The sequence below is a fragment of the Candidatus Nitrosopumilus sp. bin_68KS genome, assembly GCF_054095825.1.
This window is the reverse complement of sequence record NZ_JBSWSP010000004.1, coordinates 33,456-57,211: the sequence shown is the minus strand read 5'-3', so window position 1 is coordinate 57,211 and position 23,756 is coordinate 33,456. Positions and strand designations below refer to the sequence as shown.

Genomic DNA, 23,756 nt, shown 5'->3' with positions numbered 1-23,756 from the left:
GACTCTACCACTCAAGACTCTACCACTCAAGACTCTACCACTCAAGACTCTACCACTCAAGACTCTACCACTCAAGACTCTACCACTCAAGACTCTACCACTCAAGACTCTACCCCTCAAGACTCTACCCCTCAAGACTCTACCACTCAAGACTCCAAGACTACATACACACGTACTTACGACTCAAAGATTACATACACACGTACATCAGACACTAACACCTTTAACACTAACACCTCAGATAACACTTTTTCAGAAAATGATTCTGATTATAATCAAGTGACAAAAACTGATAGAACTGAAAAAAATTCTGACATCGTTCAACTAAGCGATGCTAGATTAAATGATTCTCCTAATGACAAATCAATAGTAAAAGGTTCATCCAACTCTGAACCATCCAACTTTGATGAATCATCAAATGACAAATCAATAGTAAAAGGTTCATCCAACTCTTATTCCAAATATCCTGTTTCAGAAGGAGTTTTCTCAACTAATGTGGATATTGTTCACGGTTCTGGAATTACCGGTGAAGATGTAAAAGTTGCAGTACTTGATATTGTATTTGATATTGAAAACCCAAAAATCTCTGATAACATCGTAGATTTTAAATCATTCAGAAATTCATTTGAAAATTCTATGGTTCTACAATCAATTGAACAAGGTGAAAGTCAAAGTCACGGAACAGCAGTGGCTGAAATCATCTCTGATGTTGCTCCCAACTCTGGATTGTATCTATATGAGATGAACACTGATGTTGAATTTGGACGTGCAATTGATGAGGCAATTGCAAATGATGTTGATGTTATTGCAATGGCTGCAGGATGGCCAAATTTACCAACTGACGGTTCTAGTCATATAACTAAAAAAGTTGAAGAAGCAATTAATCATGGAATCTCAGTAATTGTACCCTCGGGTAACTTTGCAGAAAAACACTGGGAAGGTTCCTTCTCTGATGCTGATCTTAATTCATGGCATGAATTTGCAGAAAGTGATGAAGGATTATCTCTTTCTGTATCTGAATCTCAAATTAACAACAAAGTTCCAATCATGATATATCTAAACTGGGATGATGGAATGGGTGATTCATCTGACTTTGATTTGGTGCTAGTAGATCCATTAGGTCAAATTGTAGATTACTCTGCAAATACTCAGACATCAAACTCTGATAAAACTGAAAGCGTATTCTTTATGCCCCAAATGGCAGGATTGTATGCTTTGGGTATATCTTATGTTGGTGATTTGAAATCTCCATCAGACGTACCAAAACATTCGACTATGGAATTATTCTCAGTTAATAACAGTATAGAATATCCTGTATCATCAGGCAGTGTTGTAGTGCCAGCTGATGCTAAAGGGGTCATTGTCGTTGGAGCAGTTAACAGTATAGATGGTAAATTAGAATCCTTTAGCTCTCATGGTCCAACAAATAATGGTAAATCTGTTCCAAGTGTAGTAGGTCCAAATGGTGTTACAACAATTGCTTATGGTGGCAACTTGTTTTATGGCACATCTGCAACTACTCCACATGTTGCAGGAATTGTAGCACTTATGATTGATTCAAACTCTGAATTGTCTCCTGAACAATTATTAAATGAAATCGAACAAAATGCAAAGCCCAATTCTGCCCAAGGTAATAATCTCAATGAATACGGATATGGTGTAGTTGATGCTTCATTCATTGCATCTAAAAATTAATTTCTAAATCTTTTCAATCATATTTTGATATTATGCAAAACAATTTCTGAATATTTTGGTTTTTTGAATATTTGAAGAAAATGTATGTAATTGGATTACAAACAAGTCTATACTAACACGATATGATGTTATATAGTAATGACAACTTTGACGACAACTGAACATTCTGGAATTAAACTTCTAAGTATGATGGTAATAGCTGGTGTGGTCTTTTCTGGTATGACTTTTTTTATGCTAGGTAATGGATTTACATCGTCTTTGCTTTCTGATAAAAACTATGAAATGCTTTGCAACACTGGATTGTGTTTTGATCCTTCATCTGCATCATTCCCTACTGGCATATTTATTCAACAGAGCCAAGGATTTGATTCACAAATGATGGGTACAAACACTGATAGCTTCTCAGCATTCAGAGCAGTCAAGACAACGGTTTCTGACATCCAATTCACTGAAAATTCTGCTATTCTCTTTTCATCCAAAGACAGCTTTGTTAGAGAAGGATTACAGGCATCTAATGAAGGCGCAAGCAAAGTATTGCGCGTCATGGGTTCTGGTCCCACAAATAACAGAGTTCTAGTTGGTTTTGATGATGCACAACTAGGAACTGCACTTGGTGATAGAACATTGGATTCTGCAAAACTGAAAATTTTTGTAGTTGACAATGACGGACGATGGCAAGAAGGTCAATCCGTTACTGTTCGCAGTCTAACTGAACCATGGCAAGAAGGCATTGGTTCTAATGCTCCATTTGCAAACTTTGTTGGAACTCAAAAGGGTGTGACCTGGGATTGCTCAGATGAAAATGAATGTGCAAATTGGGATGGTGGTAGCTTTAAGGCCACTGTTACTGATACCGTGGTCATCTCAAATGATATTTCAGGAAAATGGATAGAGTTTGATGTTACAAAAGACATTATGGCATTTCTTGATGGTTCACCAAACTATGGTTGGGTGATCATGAAAAGTGATGAGGACTCCTCTGGTAGAATCAACATTGCAGCAAGAGAGACACAACAAAACATTCCGCAGTTGGAACTAACTTTCACATAAAACCCCTCTTTTTCTTATTTTTATTTAGTCAAAATTCATTCCTACCTGCATGGCTTTTTAATTTGGGAATAATTTTTACTCTAAAATCTCATATCTGTGAAGCTTAAATTGGGCAACTTTGGAAATTCGCTGGGATCGTGGTCTAGCTTGGTATGATTCTGCGTTTGGGACGCAGAGGTCGCGAATTCAAATTTCGCCGATCCCACCATCAATCATTATGTTATTATCAAATCATTACCTAAACTCTTTGCCGGGCAATGAGGAAGAGTTAGAGAATTGACTTTGAAATGAAGTAAACTAATTGGCTCTGAGCTCCGGCATGTTTTTATGAATTCTTTGAGGTGTGTTTTTATTGAAATTTGAGCGGCGTGATGTCCTACTAATTGTAGGGCTTTTACTATTCATGATAGGACTTATTCCATTTATGGCTCCAGTATATGCTGCCATTATAGTAATTCTAATGTATTTTGGAATCAAAGTGTATGTGGGAAAAAGAAAACAATCAATCCAAAAAGACGTGGGTGAGGGAATCTGTATGGAGTGCGGCTCTCAAGTTTTTAATAAAAAATGCCCAAATTGTGACTATCCTAAAGAATAATTCCTACGTGTGCCTTAATAGAGATAAATCTCAAAAATATTCATGTTTTTAAGATATATGACTTTAACAACAAGCTCAACTTTTCCTCAATTTCATTCTAAAAAGAGTCCTATATTCAATCAAACTAGGAAACAACAATGATTCGTAATCTATCTCTAGTTTTATCTTTGATCTTACTTGCAGGAATCATTGTTCCAGTTTATGCTCAAACAAATACTGATCATGTCGTGATAAATGAGGTGGATATCAATCCTCCTGGAAATGATGCGACATCTATCTCAGAGTGGGTAGAACTTTACAATCCTACAAACTCTGATGTTAATTTAGGTGGTTGGAAAATCGCATCAACTACCGTTCTCAAAAAAACAATGACAATACCTGATGGTACAATAATAAAACCTGGACAATTTTTGACATATTCTTATCAAAGTGTTTGGTTTACTGATTCAAATGAACTGGTTGAACTAAGAGACAAGAATGGAGTTGTAGTTGATAAGACTCCTCTTATTGCAGATATTCAAAATGACTTTAAATCTTGGCAGAGACTCTTTGACGGATATGATTTTGACAGTTCTGATGATTGGAAGTTTGCAACATCCACTGCTGGTTCATCAAATGGAAAAATCTTAGAATCTAAAGCATCCAATGATGTAACTGTAACTGCATCAACTGACAAGTCGTCTTATTTGTTTGGTCAAACTGCAAAAATATCTGGAAGTGTATCTAAAGAAGTTTTTATTGTAAAACCATTTTTCCAATCAGAGCAAATTAAAATAGACATTTCCGGTCCTAACTATTTTCAATCTATAAAACTATACCCTGATCTAAATCTTAATTACAAAACAACACTCAATTTACATCAAGTTCTAGGAATCAAAGAAGGTGAATACACTGTATCTGTTTCATATGCTGGTGCAAGTACTACAACAAATTTTTCTGTAGGCTATGAATTATTGGAGCAAAAAACTAAAGATGATTCCTCTCTTAACATCATCACTGATAAATCGCAATACCTTCCGGGACAAATAGTTTCAATAACTGGTGTTACTTCAGAAACAATTCCATTTGAAGGAATGAAAGTAACTGTAAAAGATCCTCAGGGTAAAGTTGTTTCAAGTGGCAATCTTTATCCTACAAAAGATAAATTTTCAACTAGTTTGTTTTTGACTACTGTAAATCCAGTATATGGGACATATGAGGTATATGCTGAATATTTTGATAAATCTGCACTGATTTATTTTGATGTAAATAAGGACATTAAAGAAAATGTTCCTATTTCACTTTGGACTGATAAAGAAGTCTATGGACTAGGTGAAACTGTAAACATTACAGGGCGTCTAAATGATAAATGGGTTGATTCATTTAATTTAGAAATTATTCAGACCAAGAATCTTTCTTTGGGTGGAAGTACTGGTGGTGGCTCTACACTAAAAATTCTTGATGTTGTAAGATTAGACGGAGATAGCAAATTCAAATATTCGTTTAAAATTCCACAAAGTGATACACGATTAGGTGGGTATTCTATCAAGGTCAGCAAAGATATTGGCTCTGCAACAAAATTCATCCAAGTAGTAAAAGATCCTTCAACATATGTCAAATCAACTGCTCCGCTTACTGTATTTACTGATAAAACTCTCTATGAATTTGGTTTAGATAAAACAATCATAATCACAGGACAAATAGCAAATACTGTTTCTCGAGCCAGTTTTGAAACTGAACCTGTTAAGGTTACAATTTTGACAGAAGATGGAAAACCTCTACAAATAATTGGTTCTGCTAACCCCGGTAAATTATCTACCAGTGGTGTTTCTATAGGGTATGATTTTACTGCAATTCCTGAAACTTCTGGAATTTTTACTGTAACCACTGAGTTGACTAAACTTATTTTCTCCGAGGGAAAATACACCGTCAAAGCAAAATATGAAGGACTATCAGCATCTACAAGTTTTGAAACTGCTAATTCACTTGATTTGAAAGATGGTGCTATTTTATCTCTTGATAAAGAAGTCTATGGTTTGGGTGAAACTGTTCATCTAACTGGAATTTTTCCTCCTCTTGCTGACAAGTTCCCAGTAATTTCAATTACGAAACCTGATGGCTCTAGAAGTGATTTCGGTGCAGTTATAGATGATCAACGATTTTCATTTGACTGGAAAACTCCAATTTCTGAAAAAACTCAAACACTAAAGATTGATGACAGTGAAAGAGATGTTAAAAAATCTAATTTTGGTATCTATAAAATTAAAGTATCAACAGCTTCTGAAAGTAAAACTTTATTCTTCAAAGTTTCAGCCGATCCTAAAAATGATACATTATCAAAAACACCTATCTTTGTAACTACTGAAAAATCATTATACAAAGCTGGTGAAAAGTTAAAGGTCGTTGGAAATATTATCAAACGTAATCAAGGTGATGGGGGACAAGGCCTTGTGGTTCCAGAAAGAGTTTCAATCAAAGTTGTTGATGGAAAATTCCCATACAAACAAATTCATGAATCATCGGTATATCCTACACAAGGTGGTGATTTCACAAGTCTCTTTGAACTACCTGCAACAATCTTTAGTGAAGGAAGTTATTCAGTAAAAGCATCATATGGAAATACTAAAACTGAAACAACATTTTCAGTTGTCAATGATTTCACTTTTGGTGTTGATGCTCCATTGTCTCTTTTACTGTTCACTGATAAATCTGAATACTACCCAGGAGATGTAGTAGTGATTACTGGAAAACCAAACAAGCTAATTTATCTTGAAAAGTTTGAAGTAAGTGTTGCTAAAAAAACTGGAAATGAAATTACCTGCGGATCTTTTGTTTGTGGGAAAAATTCTGGTCCAGTAACTACAATACGCCCTAGCTCATCAGGTTCATTTACATACCAATTTACTATCCCATCTTCTTCTTCAGCAATTGGCTCATATGAGGCACTAGTTGATGCTGATTTTCAAGCAAAATCCATCAAATTTAATGTAATTGAAAAACCAGTATCTCCAAAACTAGATACACATATTGAGAAAGAAAATAGGCTTTCTGAAGATGCAATTACTATTTTTGCTGCAGAAAAAACTGTAAATGATCAAACTATTGCGCCACGTGTGATTTCAGGATCTTTGATTACTCCTACTAGAGGTGATGAATCCAATGTAAATCTCAAAGTTTCAAGTGAATCTGGAATTTGTATAATTGGACCTTCTCCTGAGTGTCTTGTGAGTGAATCTACACGAAAACCAGGACAAATCTATGATGTTGTTGAAGTCGATGGAATATCATTGAATGTAAGATATAGTGGTCCTGACGTACGATTGGAGAAATTTAGTATTTTGCCTGAATCCTCTGATGCCTTTTTGTCTGACACGAATTGGGATGTTGAGATTATCAAAGATGATCAGGTGTCTCGTTTCTATTACAAAATTACATACAAAACTCTAGAGTAAATTCAAAATACTCTATATTGTATTATTAATTAAAATGAAATTACAAGTTTTAATGTTTTACCAGGATGATCCAAAAAAATGCACGGCTGCAAAAATGGTGAAATTTGGTCTTGCTCAAAACATAAAAAAAATTGGAACTAAAGGGTTGGTCTTAGATCCCTTCTCAGAAAAAACTCTTATCCCTAAAGATAAGTCATTGATAAATTCTATAATCGGTATTGATTGCTCATGGAATCTTGCTGACGAAGCTTTCTCAAAAAAATTCAATGGAATTAAAAGAAAACTTCCGCCATTACTGGCAGGTAACCCTGTAAATTATTCAAAACTTAACAAGCTTACTACTGCTGAAGCATTATCTGCATCATTAATAATTCTAGGCGATAAAGAGCAAGGTTTAGAATTGCTTAACAAATTCAAATGGGGTCATACGTTTTATGAATTAAACCAAAATCTCTTTGATGAATACTCTAAACTTGAAAATGAATCTCAAATAGATTTAATTCTAAAAGATTATGGTTTGGCTTGATGTCTTTTCTTTAACAAAATAATACTTACAACAAAAACTCCTAACGGGATTATCCAAAACCAAAGATTTGATTCATTTTCTACAAAAATATCATCGCTAGGAATACTTGTGGGCAATTTTTCTTCCTTTTCTGTTACAATGAAAGATAATTCATAAAAATCAGGTTTTAACACAGAATTTGAAATTGCAAATATTTTGATGTTATTTGCCCCAATTCCTAAATCCTTTGTAGTTTCTGAAGGAATTGTAATTGTAATTTCTTTATCATCTAGATTTAGCGTTTTTGATGATATCATATTCCCCTCACTATTTGTTAAAAAGTAAAGTATGTTGTCTGAATTTTCTGCTTCTACAACTATGTTTAGTTCTACTCCTTTTTGGAGTGTATTTTTCATATCTACTTTTTTGATTTCTGGAAACTTTGCATTTTCAAACTGCTCCCACTTTCCAATTTTAAATGGATATGATTTATCAATGAATTCTCTAACTGTTATTGTTCTTGATTCCGGTGAGTATGACTCTAGATAAAATGGGCCATTACTAATCACTGCGTGATTGTTGGTTTCAATCCATTTTATCGATGAATCATATCTGTTTTGAAAATACTCTGAATCTCTAGAGTCCTTTAATGCATTTGGGATGAATCGTGCATTTTTGAATTCTTGCAAATAATTTTTGATGGTGTTTGCATCATTTGGAACTATTAGTGATAACCAGCTTACATTTTTGCTTGTAGCCCCTGATCTTGAAAATGAGGCTTTTCCATCAATTACTGCCTTTTCCATTGCAGCATTAATTTCCCATGGCATTGAACTCCATAATAATGCCCATTCTGCAATCTCCCCTTCATCAAAATGCCAATAATCTACATAAACTTCAATTGTATTCTCGTCAATCACATTAACTCCTTTGATTGTTTGAATACTCTGAGCAGCCCTTGGTGTGAACTCTGTATCAAAAGTTCTATCGTTTTCATCTGTTTGTGTTCCCCATTCTATTGTAAAATATAATGCATGAAGAATATCATTCATGTCCATTTTTTGTCCATTATGCCAATTACTAAATTCAAAATCAAATGTTATCTTGCTAGTTGCCTGCGAATTTACTTTTACAGTAGTCCATTCTTGCAATATTGGATTCCATGTTTTTGTTTCAATTGGAATGTCAAGTTTGTCTTTAGGTCCTGCAGTTTCAACTTGCCAATTTGCTCTAACTGGAATTGTTTCACCAGTGAATGGGTGTTTGAATGTTCCAGGATCTGATATGATTCCCCAAATATGTCTACTATAACTATCAGTTAAACCCATAACTGGATTCCAAGCTCCTTGATAAATTTGCTTGACTCCGATTACAAATTCATCACTATCGCTTTTAGCATTAATTGGTGTGAATCTACTTGGAACTCCTGCACCAAAGTCATTTACAATTCCTGAAACTTTTTCATTTGCTACATATTGATCAACTTTACTTGCCAAAAAAACTCTGACTGATTCATTAATACCTTCCACAACTGCTTCTTGGATTAACTCTGATCTTTTCTCTGATGATTCAAAATCACCTGTGTAAATTTTCTGAGTCAACGAATCTAATTTGTCATTTTTATAATTCCAATATGACATATCGTTAAATCCTGGCATGTTTGAAAACCAGGGGGAATACATTTGCCCTAATCCTACTGAATCATATCTTACAAACGCAGAGCGTGCCCACCCTTCAGTGTATAAACCCCATTTCAAATCTGAAGGATTCGAACCATATACTACAACAAATGCTTTGTTTAAATCCCCGAAATCTTTTTTGACCGTAAATCCAATTTTTTCTAGTTCAACAGATAAAATTTCTCCAATTGATTTTCTAACTGGATCATCACTTCTTATGAAAATTGTAATTTCTATTGGTGTGCTTGAAATTTGCCATTTTCCGTCAATCTTTTGGGCTCCTTTCTCTTCTAGAACTTTGGTGATAATTTCATTTGCAAGAGATGGATTGTATTTGAAATTAAATGACTCTAATTGCTTGATTATTGTAAGATATTCTGGATCAGATGGACTGTAGTAAGAAATTATTGGCGCTCCATACCCTCCCATCAATTCATTCACAATTAATTTTCTATCGACTAAATAATTCAACGCAAATCTGATGTCTCTATCTACAAATGGATTAAATTTTTCAGATTCTGCAGGATTTACTAATATGCTATATGATCCACCTGTAGAATCAAAAACCTGTAATCCTTCTCTTGATTGAAGATTTTCTAATCTATCTGATGAAATTCTATAATAATATACATCAAGATTACCCTTTCTTACTTCTTCTAGTGCTGTATTTTCATCTAAATACTGAATAAATTTAACTGAATCAAAAAATGTATTTTTTTCTGCAACTGCTTCATCATACATTAAAGTTGCAATTGAAAGAGCTAGCAGTATAACTAGCAATTTTTTCATACTCTTATTTTCAAAAGCTTGTAATAAAATCTATATCATAATAACTTCAAGTTAATAGTTCTTAAAACCTATATCTCCCTATGAGTCAAAAAATAAAGTTGAAAATTCATCCTAAAATGGTTAATGGATTAAACGGAATTATTCAAGGTGGCGTATCCGTTGAGGATTTTTCAGCTGTTACAAAAATGAATCTTGTAGATTCTGAAATAATTCTTGAAGAATTTATCAAAAATGATATCGGTACAAAAAAAGATGATAATTATTATTTTGAAGATGGTGACAAATTAAAAATTGCAGTTAAATTGCTTGAAAAAGGTCATCCTATAGATGAAATCTCCATTGCACTTGATTGGAGAGATTTCGAAGGTTTAACTGGGGAAATTTTATCGTCTAAAAATTTTGGAGTTATTAAAAATATGATTCTTACAAAACCCCGTATGGAAATTGATGTGATTGGAATTAGATTGGGTATTGCTATTTTAATTGATTGTAAACATTGGAAGCGATATAGTTCTTCAGCATTAGAAACTGCAGTTAAAAAACAAATAGAGCGCACAAAACACTATGTAGAAAAAACTCCTGGCTCTATGGCTGTACCTGTAATTGTAACATTATACCAAGATAAAATAAATTTCATTGAGAACGTTCCAATTGTTCCTATTTTTCAATTCTCTTCATTCATTGATGAATTTTATGGAAATATTGATCAGATGAAGACTATAGAAACAGACTAGTTATGAAAAACAATACTCCGCCAATGACAAATGCTTTGGTAATTTTTAATGAATTATCTAGTGCTTTGGAATAATCTTCGTATATTCCCTGCCCCATGACTTTGACATTTGACTCGTTTTCTAAAATTTCAAATTTAGCCGGCGTTGTTTCTGATTCTGCACTCTTGGCAATCTCTAAAAACCACTTTGAAAGTTTGTCTGCACTTGTGATTAACCCTAATTGATAATACCCATTTCTGTTTCTAGCTTTTACGGGGGCATAGTGAGTATCTGATGTACAAATTTCTAACAGGTTGTAATCTCTTTTTGAAAAATTATCTATTATTTTCTCTCTAACTCCATTTTCCATGTTGTTTGCATCTGCCCAACCAAGAAAGTATTTTTTTCCATTAATTACTAGGCATACAATTCCTAATCCGCCCATTCCTAAATCCTCTGTCCAAACATCCATGTCATCAGAATTTGCATAGCCAAATTCTATTGGATAACTCTCTTTTGTAATCAGAGAGTCTAAACAAGATTTTGCCGCTTTTAACATGTCTTCTCCATCTTCTTTGGAAATCTCCTGACCCATTGCATTATGACAATCCACTGTCATTATTCTTGCATAATTTCTATTCTTTGCATATTGCTCAATTTCTGTTTTCATATAGCTTGGAATATCTTCCATACCGTGTGGTGACAAGGACAAAAACAATAATGGATTATTTCCAAAAAGTAATCCTGTTACTCTTGCTTTGTTAATTTGAACTGTAACTGGTTCTGTACAATGTAACCCTTCTTCTTTGACCTTGCTTTCTTCAATTTTTTTTAAATAATTTTCTACTTCATTTCTTGATGGTAAATTCAATGAATGATCAGAAATACTGTGCATGACCATTGCCGTTGATGATAAATTTTTGTAAATTAGGTATGGGATGTTGCTTCCACCTACTGGATGATATGGGCCCGGATGGATTTCTGGTAATACCATTCTAAATTCTGTTTCTCCGTTAGGTGATGACAATCTTAATTGTGATGTGGTTACTTTGGTTTCACTTGAACGTTGTTCCATTAGTTCTTCAGCATCTTCAAAATCATTTCCTTGTGATGCAAGATATGCTTGAATTGTTTTATGTGTGCTCTCCATCCCTGGTCTTCCAGCTCTATCGGTAAGAACTGACCAAATACTTGCAATTATCATAAAAGATATTCCGTATACTAATCCAATAGGTTCGTAAAGTATTGAGAACCACATATCTTGTGGAATTAATACAAAATACATTGCTAATGGTTGGATGAAACAAATTGCCCAAGCTTTTTTGAGACTTGCTCCAAGTGTTGTCGTGTAAATTCCTATTCTGAAACTTGCAAAAAGCAACACTCCAAAAATTATAAAGAATAATTCTATCTCTTTTGCTAAAACAACGCTTGATAGTATACCCATCAGTATTGTTACAGTCCATAACATATTTCCAAATAGTGATGAATGCAATGATTTGGAATATTCTTTTTTCTTTGAGAATCTTGTATCTAGTAATTGGGTTACAACTAAAACTCCTAGAACAATTGGTAGTCTGTACCAATTTTGTTCAAAACCTAAACTACTCAAATATCCAAAATATGTTGCAATAACCATCACTGAGGCCACTACCAATGAAACAACTAATGAAAAATAATGTGATGATGGATTAACTAGAGTAAGAGAAAACCTATTGTGTATATTTGAAACATCGTCTGATTCTTGTTCCATTGTTTTTTCACGGAGCTAGGAAAAGATCGATTACCCATGAAATTACAATTAAGCTAATTGGAATGGATACTACTATTCTTGGATCTAATTTGAATCCCTTTGTTTCATCTTCAAAGAATCTCATTAAACCCCCACTTGATGCTGGAAGTGGTGCTGATTTCTTGTTACTACTCATTATATCTCGACATCCGGATTTTTACATAAAAACTTTATTGTTTTCCTTTAATTTTCTCTAATGTCTCTAATACTGAATTTACTGATTTTAGAATTTCTTGCTGTTTCTCATGGTTTTTTTCTGTTTCGAGTTCATTTGATAATACTTGCAACTTTCTTTCAAGAATTTCTTCCAGTCCTGTTTTTTTGTTCTGAGATGATCCATCTAATTTAATATCCTTTTTTTCTGGCTCACGTCCGCAACTGATACATAATGCATGTCCTTCTTTCATTACTCTGACTCCTTTACAATATGGACAAGGATCTCCAAGTAATGTTGCACCATTTAACAGCATTTCAGCAGCTTTTTTTGTAAGATCTTTGGACAATACTGTTCGTTGATTTTCTATCTAAAAAATCCATATATTTTTAATTTGTATGAATAGTTCAAACAAGGCTTAATAGTGCGTAATATCGAATTTATTTCGAACGAATGGCAGTAATTTGTAATACTTGTGGTCTACCAGAAGACTTGTGCGCATGTGGTGAACTTGCCAAAGATAGCACTAAAATCATTATACGATTAGAAACTAGAAGATTTAAGAAAAAAGGTACTATGATTGAAGGATTAGATCCAAAACTAAACAATTTGGAAACTGTAGCCAAAGAACTCAAAAATAAATACGCTTGTGGAGGAACTGCTAAAGAAGGTTATATCTTCTTACAAGGTGATCATAGAGATAGTATCAAAGACACTTTGATTCATTTAGGATTTGCTGCAGACACTATAGAATTACATTAGAATACATTGCAACATTCCAATAGAATTCTCCAATTCCTTGGAATCCCATTCACTGCATTACAATCAATTATTCTTGGTTTGTTACTTGTTTCTTTTCCTATGGGAATCTATATTGTTTTTGCAAGTAACATTGGTGATGATATTAATTTTGAATATCCTTTAACTCATCTAACTATTTTTGAGGGTACTGACTTTTATCAAACAGCCCTTGATGTCACCCTTGGAGATGCTTTTGCTATTTTGTGGATTTTTTATGTTGCATTATTTACAATTGCAATTTTAGGTCCAAAACATGGATTTTTAAAATCACTTTCGCCAATAATCTCTTTTGGTAAATTCAACACTACAACAAACTATATGATTGGAATTACAAAATGGTTTTCAATACTAATCTTGATTTCTGCATTGATTAATTTCATTCAAGAGTCATTTGGTATCGTGACCGTACCTCCTTTAGATGACAATAATCTAATTCAGTTTTTTTATGTCTCTCTTGCCCCTTTGATTGAAGAGTTTGGGTTTCGCTTAATTTTGATTGGTATTCCGTTGTTTGCGTTATATTCAAACAAATCTTCTCCTAAATATTTTATCAAATGTCTATGGGCTCCAAGTTCGCTGCATATCTATGATTATAAAAAAGCATTTTTACTAATTGTCTTTGTTGGAGTCTTTTTTGGATTTGCACATATTGCATTTGCTGAATCCTGGACTGAAGGAAAATTTGCACAAGCTGCAGCTAGCGGCATTGTCTTAGGTTGGGTTTATCTCAGGTATGGGTTTGTGGCTTCTCTTTTGATTCATTGGGCTATGAATTATTTTGTTTTCTCTTATGCAAATTTCATCTCACAATTAAACTTCATTACAATCGAGGAAGCATTTTCTTATCCTCTGATGACTTCATTGGAAATATTGTTGTTAATATCGGGAGCTGTCTCCGTTTCAATTTTATTTGTAAATCGTTTTTACACTAAAAAGGAATATTCATTAGAGATTTAGTGCTACTTTCAAACCTTTGTATCTGTTTCTGATTGTAACTTCAGTTACCCCTGCAGCTTCTGCAACATCTCTTTGTGTTTTATTTTCTCCATTTGTAACACATGCTACATACAGTGCTGCAGCTGCCAATCCCATTGGATCTTTTCCTGCTGAAATTTTATTTTCTTCTGCTGTTTGTAAAATTTTGGTTGCCTTTCTTTTTGTCTTTTCTGACAAACCTGCTTTGCTTGCAATTCTTGAAATACATTTGATTGGATCAACTACTGGCATTTTTAAATTCAATTCTCTTAGTAATAGTCTGTAGCATCTTGCAATGTCTTTTCTTTTGATGTTACTTGCTTGACCTATATCTTTTAGAGTTCGTGGCGTTTCTGTGTCTCTACATGCAGCATAAAGTGCTGATGCAATTAATGCTGAAATAGAGCGTCCTCTGACTAGCCCTTTCTCCAATGCTTTTCTGTAAATGTATGCTGCTTTTTCAATTACTGCATCCCCTACTGCTAGTTTGTCTTTTAATCTATCTAATTCGCTAAATGCCTGTCTGAAATTTCTATCCACTGGTTCGTGAACTTGACTTCTACTATCCCAAGTTCTTAGTCTCTCAATCGTACTCTTCATTGAAGCCGTTAATGGCTTTCCTGTTGCATCACGATTTTGTGGATTGATTACAGTAGCTAGCCCCATATCGTGCATTGCCAGTGATGTTGGAACTCCTGCTCTGCTTTTGTTTTCACCTTCATTTGAAAATGATCTCCATTCTGGTCCTGACTCTTCGACTTTATCTGTAATAACAAATCCGCATTTACCACAAAAATTCTCCCCCGTATTGGCATCAGTAACAACTGTTCCTTGCCCACATCTTGGACACCTGTCTTTTGGATTTACATTTTTAACCATCTTTATATCTCACGAAACCTTTTATGATACTATTTAAAATTTTCTAAATTATAGTTTATAAGTTTGTTGGTGATCTCCATTTAGATTTTCTGATCTTGCTAAAACTGTAAATCAGTTAATTTCCAAAATTTTTTTGATTTTTTCAGCGATATGGGGCTTTTCATTTTGTTCTAATAAAAATTTCAAATCTTCCATATTATCTACATCCCACATTATTCTTTTTACAAAAACCATTGCAACATTTAGTGTATGCTCTTTTGCAGTATTCATATGAATTTTGTAGCTATCCTCATCATAATGAGTTTCCATTAAATCAATAGGCATTCTTGCAAGAGCATTTGTCCCATCAAATCTTCTTGAAGGAATAATTATTGCAAAATTTGGTGGTGCTTTGTAATTTAACATAAAATCAATGTCTTGTGTTTTGATGTATGGGATGTCTTGAGGAAAAACAATGGATGCATCAAAATTATTTTCTAATAGATATTTGTCTGCAATTGCTACTGCACTATTGACGCTCTCTTCTTTCTCATCAATTAGGACTGTAGACTTGAATTTTTTTCCAATCTCTATTGCTTTTTCTTCTTTTGTTACTATGATTATTTTATCAATTTGAGGGGAAATTGAAATTGTATGTATGATCTCTTCTAGCATAATCTCACACAAATTTTCAATTTTTTCTGGAGATAAATCTAAACGTGTCTTTGCATTGGAGAAAGTTTTTACAGGAATTATTGCAGCTATTTTCAAATTAAACGTGGACTTGTTTTAAAATGAAATTTGCTAATGCGTCTTCAGCTAATTTATTTTTCATAGTAATTTTAGTTTCAAAAACTCTCATGTCTAAACTTTGAATTTTCTTTGTAAGTAATCTATCTTTAGAATCTAAGATGATGTTCGAACATACGTCTGAATACATTTTTGCTAATCCGTAAGCATTTGATTCAATTCCTGCTGCCTGCATGTATTTTGCTGCCGGTCCACTTATCGCATTTTCCCCAATTAGTGGACTAACTGCAACAACTTTTTTCTTTATTTTTGATAATTCTTTTCTAATACCTTTAATCTGTAACATGGGTCCGATTGATGTAAGGGGATTTCCTGGAGCTAAAATCACCATGTCTGCATCATGAATTGCATTTACTGCTTCTGGGTTTGGTCGTGCTTTGTCTGCCCCGATATATTGGATTCCTAAAACTGGATCCTTGCCTCTATGTTTTACCCAGTATTCTTGTAAGTGTAATTCTCCCTTGTCCGTTGTAATTCTCGTCTCAATACTGTTATCTGTAACAGGAATGATGTTGGCACTTACTGCAAATTTCTCACACATCCATTTTGTAATGTCGCTGAGGTTTTTTCCATTTTTTAACATGTTAGTTCTAATCAAATGTGTTGCAGCATCTCTATCACCTACTCTGAACCACGTCTCCTCTCCAAAAACTTCCATTTGACGTAAAAAGTTGAAAGTGTCCTTTTTCATTCCCCAACCTCTTTCTTGATCAAGCAAATCTGCTAAACCATAAACAATGGTGTCTATATCTGGACAAACATAGAGTCCATAAAGCCAATAATTATCTCCAACATTACTAATCACATTAACTTTAGACTCTTGAGCTACTAGTCCTCTAACTAATTTGACTGAACCTGTTCCTCCTGCTAATACTGTAATCATACCATTTTCCCCTAAAACTATCAGGTGTTGTTATATTACCTCATATTACTTTTTCAAAAAATTGCGATCAATAAACTTAGGATAAGTTTATTACTGTTATTTTGTGGATTTTACTCGTGTCTAAGGCTGTAATTTTAACAGTTTTGCTGGTAGGACTTGTTGTATTTGGTACTTCTAGTCCTGCATGGGCTGCACAATTAGATGCCCGAATCAATCCAAATGCTGATGAATCCCCATTTACTATGAATTATCTAAAAACTGTATTCATTGAATATCCTAATGGTGGAAAACTCTTTGATGAACTCCGTGGAAAAGAATGGACTGTTTCTGGAGTTGCAGATTCATCAAACCCTGGTGTTCAAGAATTAATCAAAAAATTAAATCAAAAACTATCTGATGATGGAAGTCATGCAAAAATCTCCGATTTGAATGTGGCTTATGAATTCTTTCTTAAAGGAAGAAACATCAATACATCAATAGATTACAAAGTTCTTCTTGAAGGAACTATTTCTGGCTATGTAATTACAAAAGATTCGCAAAGATCTTTGGTAGATTTGGGATGGAGGGGAATGACAGTAAATGATGAGATTAACATTGATGGTGTAGAAATCAACATACCAATTAACATGCTAAGAGACCAAGAACCTGAAGTTTTTGCTGTTATTTCTGGAACTGAAGCTGAACAAGTTCTTCATAGACCTATAATTAATGCTGATTTTATTTTACAACAACCAATTACCAACTGGCACTTTTTGTTTGATCCTACTGGTATCAATGTAGATGCTGGAACATTTGGATTGGATGAATCTATTTCTGGATTCGTTGTTTCTAGTTGGACTATGGGTGAAAGTAGTATTAGAGAAGGCAGACAAGTAGAAAGAGTATTCACTGCCGAAGTTAACGCTGATGAAAAATATGTTATTAGAAGTGTTCAATCTTCAGATCAAGCTAATCTATCTTTGATTGGATTTGGTGCTTTAGATATTTTAGATGGTCTTGAAATTGCAGGTGTTACTCCAACTACTCCTGAAGGTTATGGGACAACATCTACTGGTGACTTTCCAATTTACATTGTTTATGGAATGGCAGGAATGGCTGCAGTTGCAGGAATTGCATTTTTCTTTGTAAGTAGTAGATCACTTAAAAACGAAAAAGTTGGTCAACAAGGAATTGATCCTAGTAGATTAGTTGGTTATCAAACTAGTGCATCATCTGGTGGTTATCAAACCAATAGGGGTGAGGCTCAATTAAAAGATGAAAATAATTATCAACAAACTAGAAGTGTTTACGAAAACACTGCACCACAGGAAACCACTACTCCTCCACCAACAATGGCTAATCGTGAAGAGGCAGCATGTGGATGTGCTGCATCTGCTGAAATGGGTTCTGAATGTGATTGTGAGATGCAGGGATCTTGTTTGTGTGATGCATCTTGTGGATGCGCAGCAGAGATTTGTAAAGAAAACGCTCAATCCATGAGTTAGAATTATAAAAATTAAAAAATGTGTGCTGGGAGTAACCCTCCTTCTGTTTTCACGATATTTCGCTTTGCAGCCTACCTGAACCTAGTACAGGAACTTGAAGTTCTGTTTGGCCTTGCTCCATGTGGGGCGGCTTCTTTCATTCCTTTTATGGAAACCTCAGGTTTTGCCATCATAGTACGCCATATTGGATTTTTTTCTGCTCCGTTGCCAATCATCTCTGATTATCCATCTCCGGATCACATTTCCTGTATGGAGGGAGGAGTTTCCTCTGCCGTAGCAGCGTGTCGTGCTCCAGCTCACATGATATTTGGATATCTTGATTGAATTTGAGTATTACCTTTGGGGTTTTATGCCTATGATGAATAATGTTCCAAATTCACGTTTCCATTTTTTCTTATTTTTCAAATCTTTGATTTGTTTTGTTTTTGTTATGAGTCCTGCATTTTTAAAAAACTCTCTCCATTCTTTTTTTGAATGCAAATGCATCTGAATTTTCATGATTTTTGCCCATTTTGCAGTGGCCTTGTTGTCTGAATAAAAATCAGTTCCGCAGAAAAAACTTCCTCCAGGTTTTAACATGCTACATATTTTTTTTAGGGCAACATCAATTGAATCTGTGTAATAAATCGATTCCATTGAAAAAATAAAGTCAAATTTACCTTTGTCATTCATTGATTCGATATCTGTATGAACAAATTCTTCTTTTTTACCATCTTTTTTTTGTTTTGCTTGAATGATCATTTTCTTACTTTTGTCAATCCCTACTGCTTTTATACAATTTTTCTCTTTTGAGATTTTCTTTACTACCCAACCATTTCCACAACCCACATCCAGAAATGTAAATGGTTTATCAAATGTCACAGATTGTAGAAATTTTGAAACATTTTTTCCATGCTCTACTTCCATTAATTCTGCTCTTCCATTTTGAGCCCATTTGTCAAAAGTCTTTCTAACTTCATCCATGACTGTTGGGGATTTTTCATTTCATTTTAATTTTCGTTTCACTGATGATTGATATGAACGACTTCTACGTGGCGCTTATATTTTATTTCTATTAATTTAGTTTGAAAAGAATTGCCTGATGAATCATGCAGAAACTGTGGTGGAAAATTGTATGAGCATACTAAATGCTCGCATTGCTTGAAGCCAAATAGCATGATTTGTAAAAATTGTACCCTTTGTACACCCGAGCAATTCCATTCAATTTGTATGTTGAAAAATACCGACCATGCCAAAACTGTGCCAAATATCAAGTCTGGCAACTACTTTACTGTAGTTGCCATGGCTTGATTATGTAGATTTGTATTTTTTTACATATCATAGCTACTCAAGTTTTAAGTATGATTAATCTCGGTTTGTAAATTTATGGGGAAATATCCAGTAGTTTTGAGCCTAATAGTATTATTACTGATGCCAGTTTATGCATCTGCGCAAAGTCCTGATAGAATCACAATTCTTGATGATTTTGGAAATTATGAGAGTGGTGAACCTCTATTCGTTTACGGAAATATAGCAAACATTACTGATGATTCTTTTTTAATTTTACAAATTTTTAACCCTGAAGGTGATTTGTGTCAAATCCAACAACTAATGCCTTTGTCAAACGGGGTTTTCATTACTGACGTAATCCCATTAAAAGGTAGGATCTGTGGACTTTCTGGTGAATATGAGATTAAATTATTTTATGGTGATTATTCTAAATCAACAACATTTACTGTTTCATCATCAATTTTTTCTGAACCAAATAATGATGAGAAAATTTCTATGGCTCAAAAACTGGTAAATGATAAAGCATCATCAATTAGTGACTTGTTTGATATTTCATCACCCGTATCCAATCAGACATCAAATAATCTTGTTGAATTAGAATCAACCTATGTAGATCTCTGGATAGAATTTTTTGCAGATGATTTAATTCTTGACGTTGATCCATTAATTCGACCTGCTATATCTTCTTCACTTGACTCTGTTCAAAAATTATTAGATGACGATGAAATATCTTTTGAGATTGCAAAGTCTATTGATAAAACAATCTATTCTTCAATTTTTTACTATCACATTGGTGATAAAACAAAGGCAATAGGTTTGTTAAGTGACGTCTTTGTAGACATTAGGAATGTAAACCCTGAAAAGATAAGCAGTCAAAGAACTCCTACTTTTGATGAGTTAGAAGAGACATTGCTTAACTTGATGAAAAAATCGGATACTGTAATGAGCAAACCTGTGAAAAATGAAGTGGGATTTATTTTTGCAAGGGGAACAGCTCCAATTTATTCAGACGAGCTAGGGGAACTAATTGACATTCTTTCCAAATCAAGGTACCTTGATGTTGTATCACGAAAACAAAGTGATCTTTACAGATTAGTTCAAAATGATTGGGATTCTCTTAAACCCTCTTTGATGAGTAAAGAATCTATTGCTGAATTAATTGAATCAAAAACTCGTGTTTCTGAATTGCATCAATCTGCAATTTTACTGAGAGAACTAGATACTGTTGAGCGATTCATTTCCACTGATTCTGAGGAAAACAGTGATCTTGCTAATCTAATTATGCCTGATTGGGATGATTTAGAAACTGATTTGGCACTGGCAACTTCAGTTCAAAGCATTTTGGATTCAGAATCTGAAATAATTCAAATGGCTCAGATAATGGACATCTCTTCAAGAATTAGCAAGAGTGTTGAGATTTCTCAATCAAGTGGGATCAACTCTGTACTTGTAGCAGATTGGAAATTACTCTTAGAAAGAGTAGAAAATGCCGGATCTACAGATGAAATTTTACAAATTGTCTCCGAATTTGATCAATCTATGACTGAATTAAGAGAAAAACGAAATCCCTTGTTAGTTTTAGAATTTCAGTACAATACAATGAAACAAAAAGCTGAACTTCAAGCAGATTATGAAAATCTATTTTTGATTGACAATGCTCTTAAAATTTTAGATACTGCCAAACAAATGGAATCTGGTAATCCTTCAATCACCCGCATTGATAGAATTGAAGTTTTACTAACTTGGGTAAGTGAGAAGGCCCCACAAATAAAATCTGATTTGGATTCATATGATAAAGATGCATTCAAAATACGTGCAAGTGATATTTTGCAACGTGCAAAATCCCTTGAAAACTTAGTTGAACTTAGTCTTACAAAGAATAGATTCTTACCAAACTATATTGAATTTACAGAGAAATTTAATGAAAAAATAGATGATGTTAGAGACCTTGTAATTAAAAATGATCTTGATCAAGCTGATGCTCTGGTGAGGGAATTGTTTGGAGAATGGACTGATGTTTCACAAGCATATGCAAATGATCCACTTGGCTCTGATGTTGGTTATACTACAGATGAAATAAAACGTATTGAATTTCGTAAAAAACTTAATGCCTTTTCAAATATGGTGTCTACATTTTACAACAATGAATTTTCATCACACGTTGATGAATATAACAAAATGATGGATGATGCCAATGAATTAATCAGCATTGCAAATTTTGTTGATGCAGAATCTAAAATTTTGGATATAGGGGGTTATCTTAGCGAGTATTTAGTTTTAGAAAACCCAAAAATTATTTATGATATTTCATTTGATTCTGAAAAAGACATATGGATTCTAAATGGCGCAACTGAAAAATCTGTATTTGATAGACGTGAAAATCTCTATGTTACTATATTCAATATGGATGGCAGTACTCATAGTAGTTTAAAATTCACTGATACAAAACAAGGCAATTTTTACACTCAATGGATTGCTCCTACGGATCCTGGTCTCTATGTAGTGATGCTACAATATCAAGATTCGAAGGCTACTCAGATTGTTCATGTTGAAGAAGAATTTGACTACAAATACACTACTTCTGATTTGAATTTAGTTGAATTAGCTCGAGAATTCGAAGAACTTGAATCCTTTGCAGAAAAATTTGGTGGTGATGATTTTGCTAGTAGTTCACGATTTTCATCAGTAATCACTGAAATCAAAGCTGGTTTTATTGACAAAGATGCAGCAAGTGTGGGTGAAAATATCGATGAATTAAAGTTGATTATTGAACGATACCTTCCAATTCGCTCCCGAACTGCGGTAATTGAGGCATCCTATGAAGATGATAAATTGATAGTGTCCGGAGCCGTTCAAAAAACAATTGCTTTTAGAGAGGATCTATTTGTTGACATTTTTGATCAGAGAGGAAACCTGGTAGAGGAGATTTCACTCAAAGATAATTCTTCAGGATTGTTCTCTAAAGTAATATCTGAACCATTTGATCCTGGACTTTATGTTATCCAATTAGAATATCATGATATTCGTGTAACTGACTTTTTTAATGTAAAGTGATTATTTTTTCCCTTTAACTAAATTGAAGAGTTGTCTTACTGCAAGTTTTGGATGATGTGTTGCCAATTTTACCATGTTTGATAATCCAAATTCTGCTTTAATAAAATCAATAAATTCTTCTGAGCTCAATTCTTTGATGATATCTAATTCTTTATCCCACGCTTCATCTGATAGTCCAATCCATCTGTTTTGTACTTTACCCGCAGAGTTAATTTTTGACTCAATTGATTTTCTCCAATTTTCTTCATAGGGTTTCAATGCTGCTTTGTCTGTTTTTCCTGATTTTATTGCATCTGCTGATACTTTTCCTGCAATTCTTCCAAATTTTATCGCATATCTGATTCCTTCTAAAACTAATGGATTTGCTTGACCTGCAGAATCTCCAACTAAAATTAAATTATTAAAAACAGTGTCTCTTGACAAGCCATCATTTGGAATTAATCCGTAATGAAATTCAATTGGTGTTATCTTCCCTAATTTTTTTATTGGACCTGTCTTTGCATCCATTAGTTCTTTGAGTCTTTGAGTTGGGTCTACATTTGATTCTGGTTTTCCAATTCCTACTCCAATCCTAACAATATTGTTCCCTAAAGGAAAAATCCACGCATATCCAGCTGGTGAATACTGTTGACCTACCATTAACCACCATGTGTCTGATTCAACATTTTCTGCTTTTACCTCGTACTCTGCACCTGCGCCAAACCTTTTCCATTGAGTAACAAATCCCATTGCTTTGCATACTGTAGATGGAAATCCGCTGGCATCGATTACTACTTTGGAATGAAATATAATTTTTCCATCAGGTCCAATTCCGCTTACTCCTATAATATTTCCCGCCTCGTTTTTGATTACATCGTTGACATTAGTTTTCAAAAATATGTCTACGCCTGATTCCTTTGCTTGTTGAGCTAACCATCTATACGATTTTCTAACATCTAAAACAGCAGCTCGCGGAACTGAATCGCTAATTGTAACTTCATTATTTGGGGAACAAAATGAGAAATTTTTAATTGGATTGTAGCAATCCTCTGGAATCCCAAACTCTTTGATATTTTTAATCCATGTGACTCCGCTGGTTCTTACCGTTTCTGCAATGGATGCCTCTTTTTCTATCAATGCAACTTTGACTCCATTTTTTGCAGCTGCATATGCTGCTGAGGAACCTGCTGGTCCTCCTCCTACTACAACTAAATCATAATCATACTCTTTATCCAAA

General features: G+C 33.9%; 19 protein-coding genes, 1 tRNA gene and 1 other RNA gene. 11 read left to right on the top strand and 10 right to left on the bottom strand.

Translation table 11 applies throughout. From position 1 onward, the window contains the following. The 6 genes from ACW9W3_RS01260 to ACW9W3_RS01235 all read left to right on the top strand — a co-directional run. Positions 1-1,695: S8 family serine peptidase (locus ACW9W3_RS01260; protein ID WP_457764363.1), on the top strand; the 1,695-nt coding region annotated here is incomplete at its 5' end. A 138-nt stretch (positions 1,696-1,833) separates the two neighbouring features. Then, the gene (locus ACW9W3_RS01255) at positions 1,834-2,745 is read left to right on the top strand and encodes a DNRLRE domain-containing protein (protein ID WP_457764362.1); all 912 of its coding nucleotides are present in this window, start codon (positions 1,834-1,836) and stop codon (positions 2,743-2,745) included. 131 nt (positions 2,746-2,876) lie between these two features. After that, positions 2,877-2,953 (top strand) — tRNA-Pro (locus ACW9W3_RS01250). Between the two features lie 144 nt (positions 2,954-3,097). Next, a complete protein-coding gene (locus ACW9W3_RS01245) occupies positions 3,098-3,343 on the top strand; it encodes a hypothetical protein (RefSeq protein WP_457764361.1) in 246 nt (81 codons plus the stop codon). A 137-nt stretch (positions 3,344-3,480) separates the two neighbouring features. After that, positions 3,481-6,774, top strand: coding sequence for a lamin tail domain-containing protein (locus tag ACW9W3_RS01240; protein ID WP_457764360.1), 3,294 nt, complete (start codon positions 3,481-3,483; stop codon positions 6,772-6,774). Positions 6,775-6,808: 34 nt separating this feature from the next. After that, positions 6,809-7,300 (top strand): DUF367 family protein, encoded by a 492-nt coding sequence (locus tag ACW9W3_RS01235; protein ID WP_457764359.1) that lies wholly within the window; start codon positions 6,809-6,811, stop codon positions 7,298-7,300. Here ACW9W3_RS01235 and ACW9W3_RS01230 read toward each other — a convergent pair. Next, positions 7,285-9,747: an ABC transporter substrate-binding protein gene (locus ACW9W3_RS01230; RefSeq protein WP_457764358.1), complete on the bottom strand. Its 2,463-nt coding sequence runs from the start codon at positions 9,745-9,747 to the stop codon at positions 7,285-7,287. The genes ACW9W3_RS01235 and ACW9W3_RS01230 overlap by 16 nt on opposite strands. A gap of 80 nt (positions 9,748-9,827) precedes the next feature. Here ACW9W3_RS01230 and ACW9W3_RS01225 point away from each other — a divergent pair, with 80 nt between their 5' ends. Next, positions 9,828-10,481, top strand: a complete 654-nt coding sequence (locus ACW9W3_RS01225; RefSeq protein WP_457764357.1) for a hypothetical protein — start codon at positions 9,828-9,830, stop codon at positions 10,479-10,481. Here the strand turns inward: ACW9W3_RS01225 and ACW9W3_RS01220 are convergent. The 3 genes from ACW9W3_RS01220 to ACW9W3_RS01210 are packed head-to-tail and all read right to left on the bottom strand — an operon-like array spanning position 10,465 to position 12,755. Next, complete coding sequence (locus ACW9W3_RS01220; RefSeq protein WP_457764356.1) at positions 10,465-12,213, bottom strand: DUF2070 family protein; 1,749 nt, start codon at positions 12,211-12,213, stop codon at positions 10,465-10,467. The two genes, ACW9W3_RS01225 and ACW9W3_RS01220, sit on opposite strands and share 17 nt — an antisense overlap. Before the next feature lie 7 nt (positions 12,214-12,220). Next, complete coding sequence (locus ACW9W3_RS01215; protein ID WP_457764355.1) at positions 12,221-12,388, bottom strand: preprotein translocase subunit Sec61beta; 168 nt, start codon at positions 12,386-12,388, stop codon at positions 12,221-12,223. Between the two features lie 34 nt (positions 12,389-12,422). Then, positions 12,423-12,755, bottom strand: coding sequence for an Sjogren's syndrome/scleroderma autoantigen 1 family protein (locus ACW9W3_RS01210; protein ID WP_457764354.1), 333 nt, complete (start codon positions 12,753-12,755; stop codon positions 12,423-12,425). A gap of 104 nt (positions 12,756-12,859) precedes the next feature. Between ACW9W3_RS01210 and yciH the strand changes: the two genes are divergently transcribed. Both yciH and ACW9W3_RS01200 read left to right on the top strand, forming a co-directional pair. Beyond that, a complete protein-coding gene (yciH, locus tag ACW9W3_RS01205) occupies positions 12,860-13,168 on the top strand; it encodes a stress response translation initiation inhibitor YciH (protein WP_457764353.1) in 309 nt (102 codons plus the stop codon). Between the two features lie 6 nt (positions 13,169-13,174). After that, positions 13,175-14,164, top strand: coding sequence for a CPBP family glutamic-type intramembrane protease (locus ACW9W3_RS01200; protein ID WP_457764352.1), 990 nt, complete (start codon positions 13,175-13,177; stop codon positions 14,162-14,164). Here ACW9W3_RS01200 and ACW9W3_RS01195 read toward each other — a convergent pair. From ACW9W3_RS01195 to cofD, 3 genes are all read right to left on the bottom strand, one after another. Beyond that, positions 14,153-15,061, bottom strand: a complete 909-nt coding sequence (locus ACW9W3_RS01195; RefSeq protein WP_457764351.1) for a transcription initiation factor IIB — start codon at positions 15,059-15,061, stop codon at positions 14,153-14,155. The genes ACW9W3_RS01200 and ACW9W3_RS01195 overlap by 12 nt on opposite strands. 111 nt (positions 15,062-15,172) lie before the next feature. Next, positions 15,173-15,811 carry a 2-phospho-L-lactate guanylyltransferase gene (cofC, locus tag ACW9W3_RS01190; RefSeq protein ID WP_457764350.1) on the bottom strand — a complete coding sequence of 213 codons (639 nt, stop codon included), beginning with the start codon at positions 15,809-15,811 and terminating at the stop codon, positions 15,173-15,175. A 1-nt stretch (position 15,812) separates the two neighbouring features. Continuing rightward, positions 15,813-16,733, bottom strand: a complete 921-nt coding sequence (gene cofD, locus ACW9W3_RS01185; protein WP_048116674.1) for a 2-phospho-L-lactate transferase — start codon at positions 16,731-16,733, stop codon at positions 15,813-15,815. Positions 16,734-16,849: 116 nt separating this feature from the next. Here cofD and ACW9W3_RS01180 point away from each other — a divergent pair, with 116 nt between their 5' ends. Then, positions 16,850-18,217 carry a hypothetical protein gene (locus ACW9W3_RS01180; RefSeq protein WP_457764349.1) on the top strand — a complete coding sequence of 456 codons (1,368 nt, stop codon included), beginning with the start codon at positions 16,850-16,852 and terminating at the stop codon, positions 18,215-18,217. 20 nt (positions 18,218-18,237) lie between these two features. Here the strand turns inward: ACW9W3_RS01180 and rnpB are convergent. Both rnpB and ACW9W3_RS01170 read right to left on the bottom strand, forming a co-directional pair. Then, positions 18,238-18,517: RNase P RNA component (gene rnpB, locus ACW9W3_RS01175), an RNA gene on the bottom strand. A gap of 33 nt (positions 18,518-18,550) precedes the next feature. Beyond that, on the bottom strand, positions 18,551-19,180 hold the full coding sequence (locus tag ACW9W3_RS01170) for a class I SAM-dependent methyltransferase (RefSeq protein ID WP_457764348.1): 630 nt from the start codon (positions 19,178-19,180) through the stop codon (positions 18,551-18,553). A gap of 402 nt (positions 19,181-19,582) precedes the next feature. Between ACW9W3_RS01170 and ACW9W3_RS01165 the strand changes: the two genes are divergently transcribed. After that, positions 19,583-22,540 carry a hypothetical protein gene (locus ACW9W3_RS01165; RefSeq protein WP_457764347.1) on the top strand — a complete coding sequence of 986 codons (2,958 nt, stop codon included), beginning with the start codon at positions 19,583-19,585 and terminating at the stop codon, positions 22,538-22,540. Here the strand turns inward: ACW9W3_RS01165 and ACW9W3_RS01160 are convergent, their stop codons facing one another. Next, on the bottom strand, positions 22,541-23,755 hold the full coding sequence (locus tag ACW9W3_RS01160) for a geranylgeranyl reductase family protein (protein WP_457764346.1): 1,215 nt from the start codon (positions 23,753-23,755) through the stop codon (positions 22,541-22,543). Between the last annotated feature and the right edge of the window lies 1 nt (position 23,756).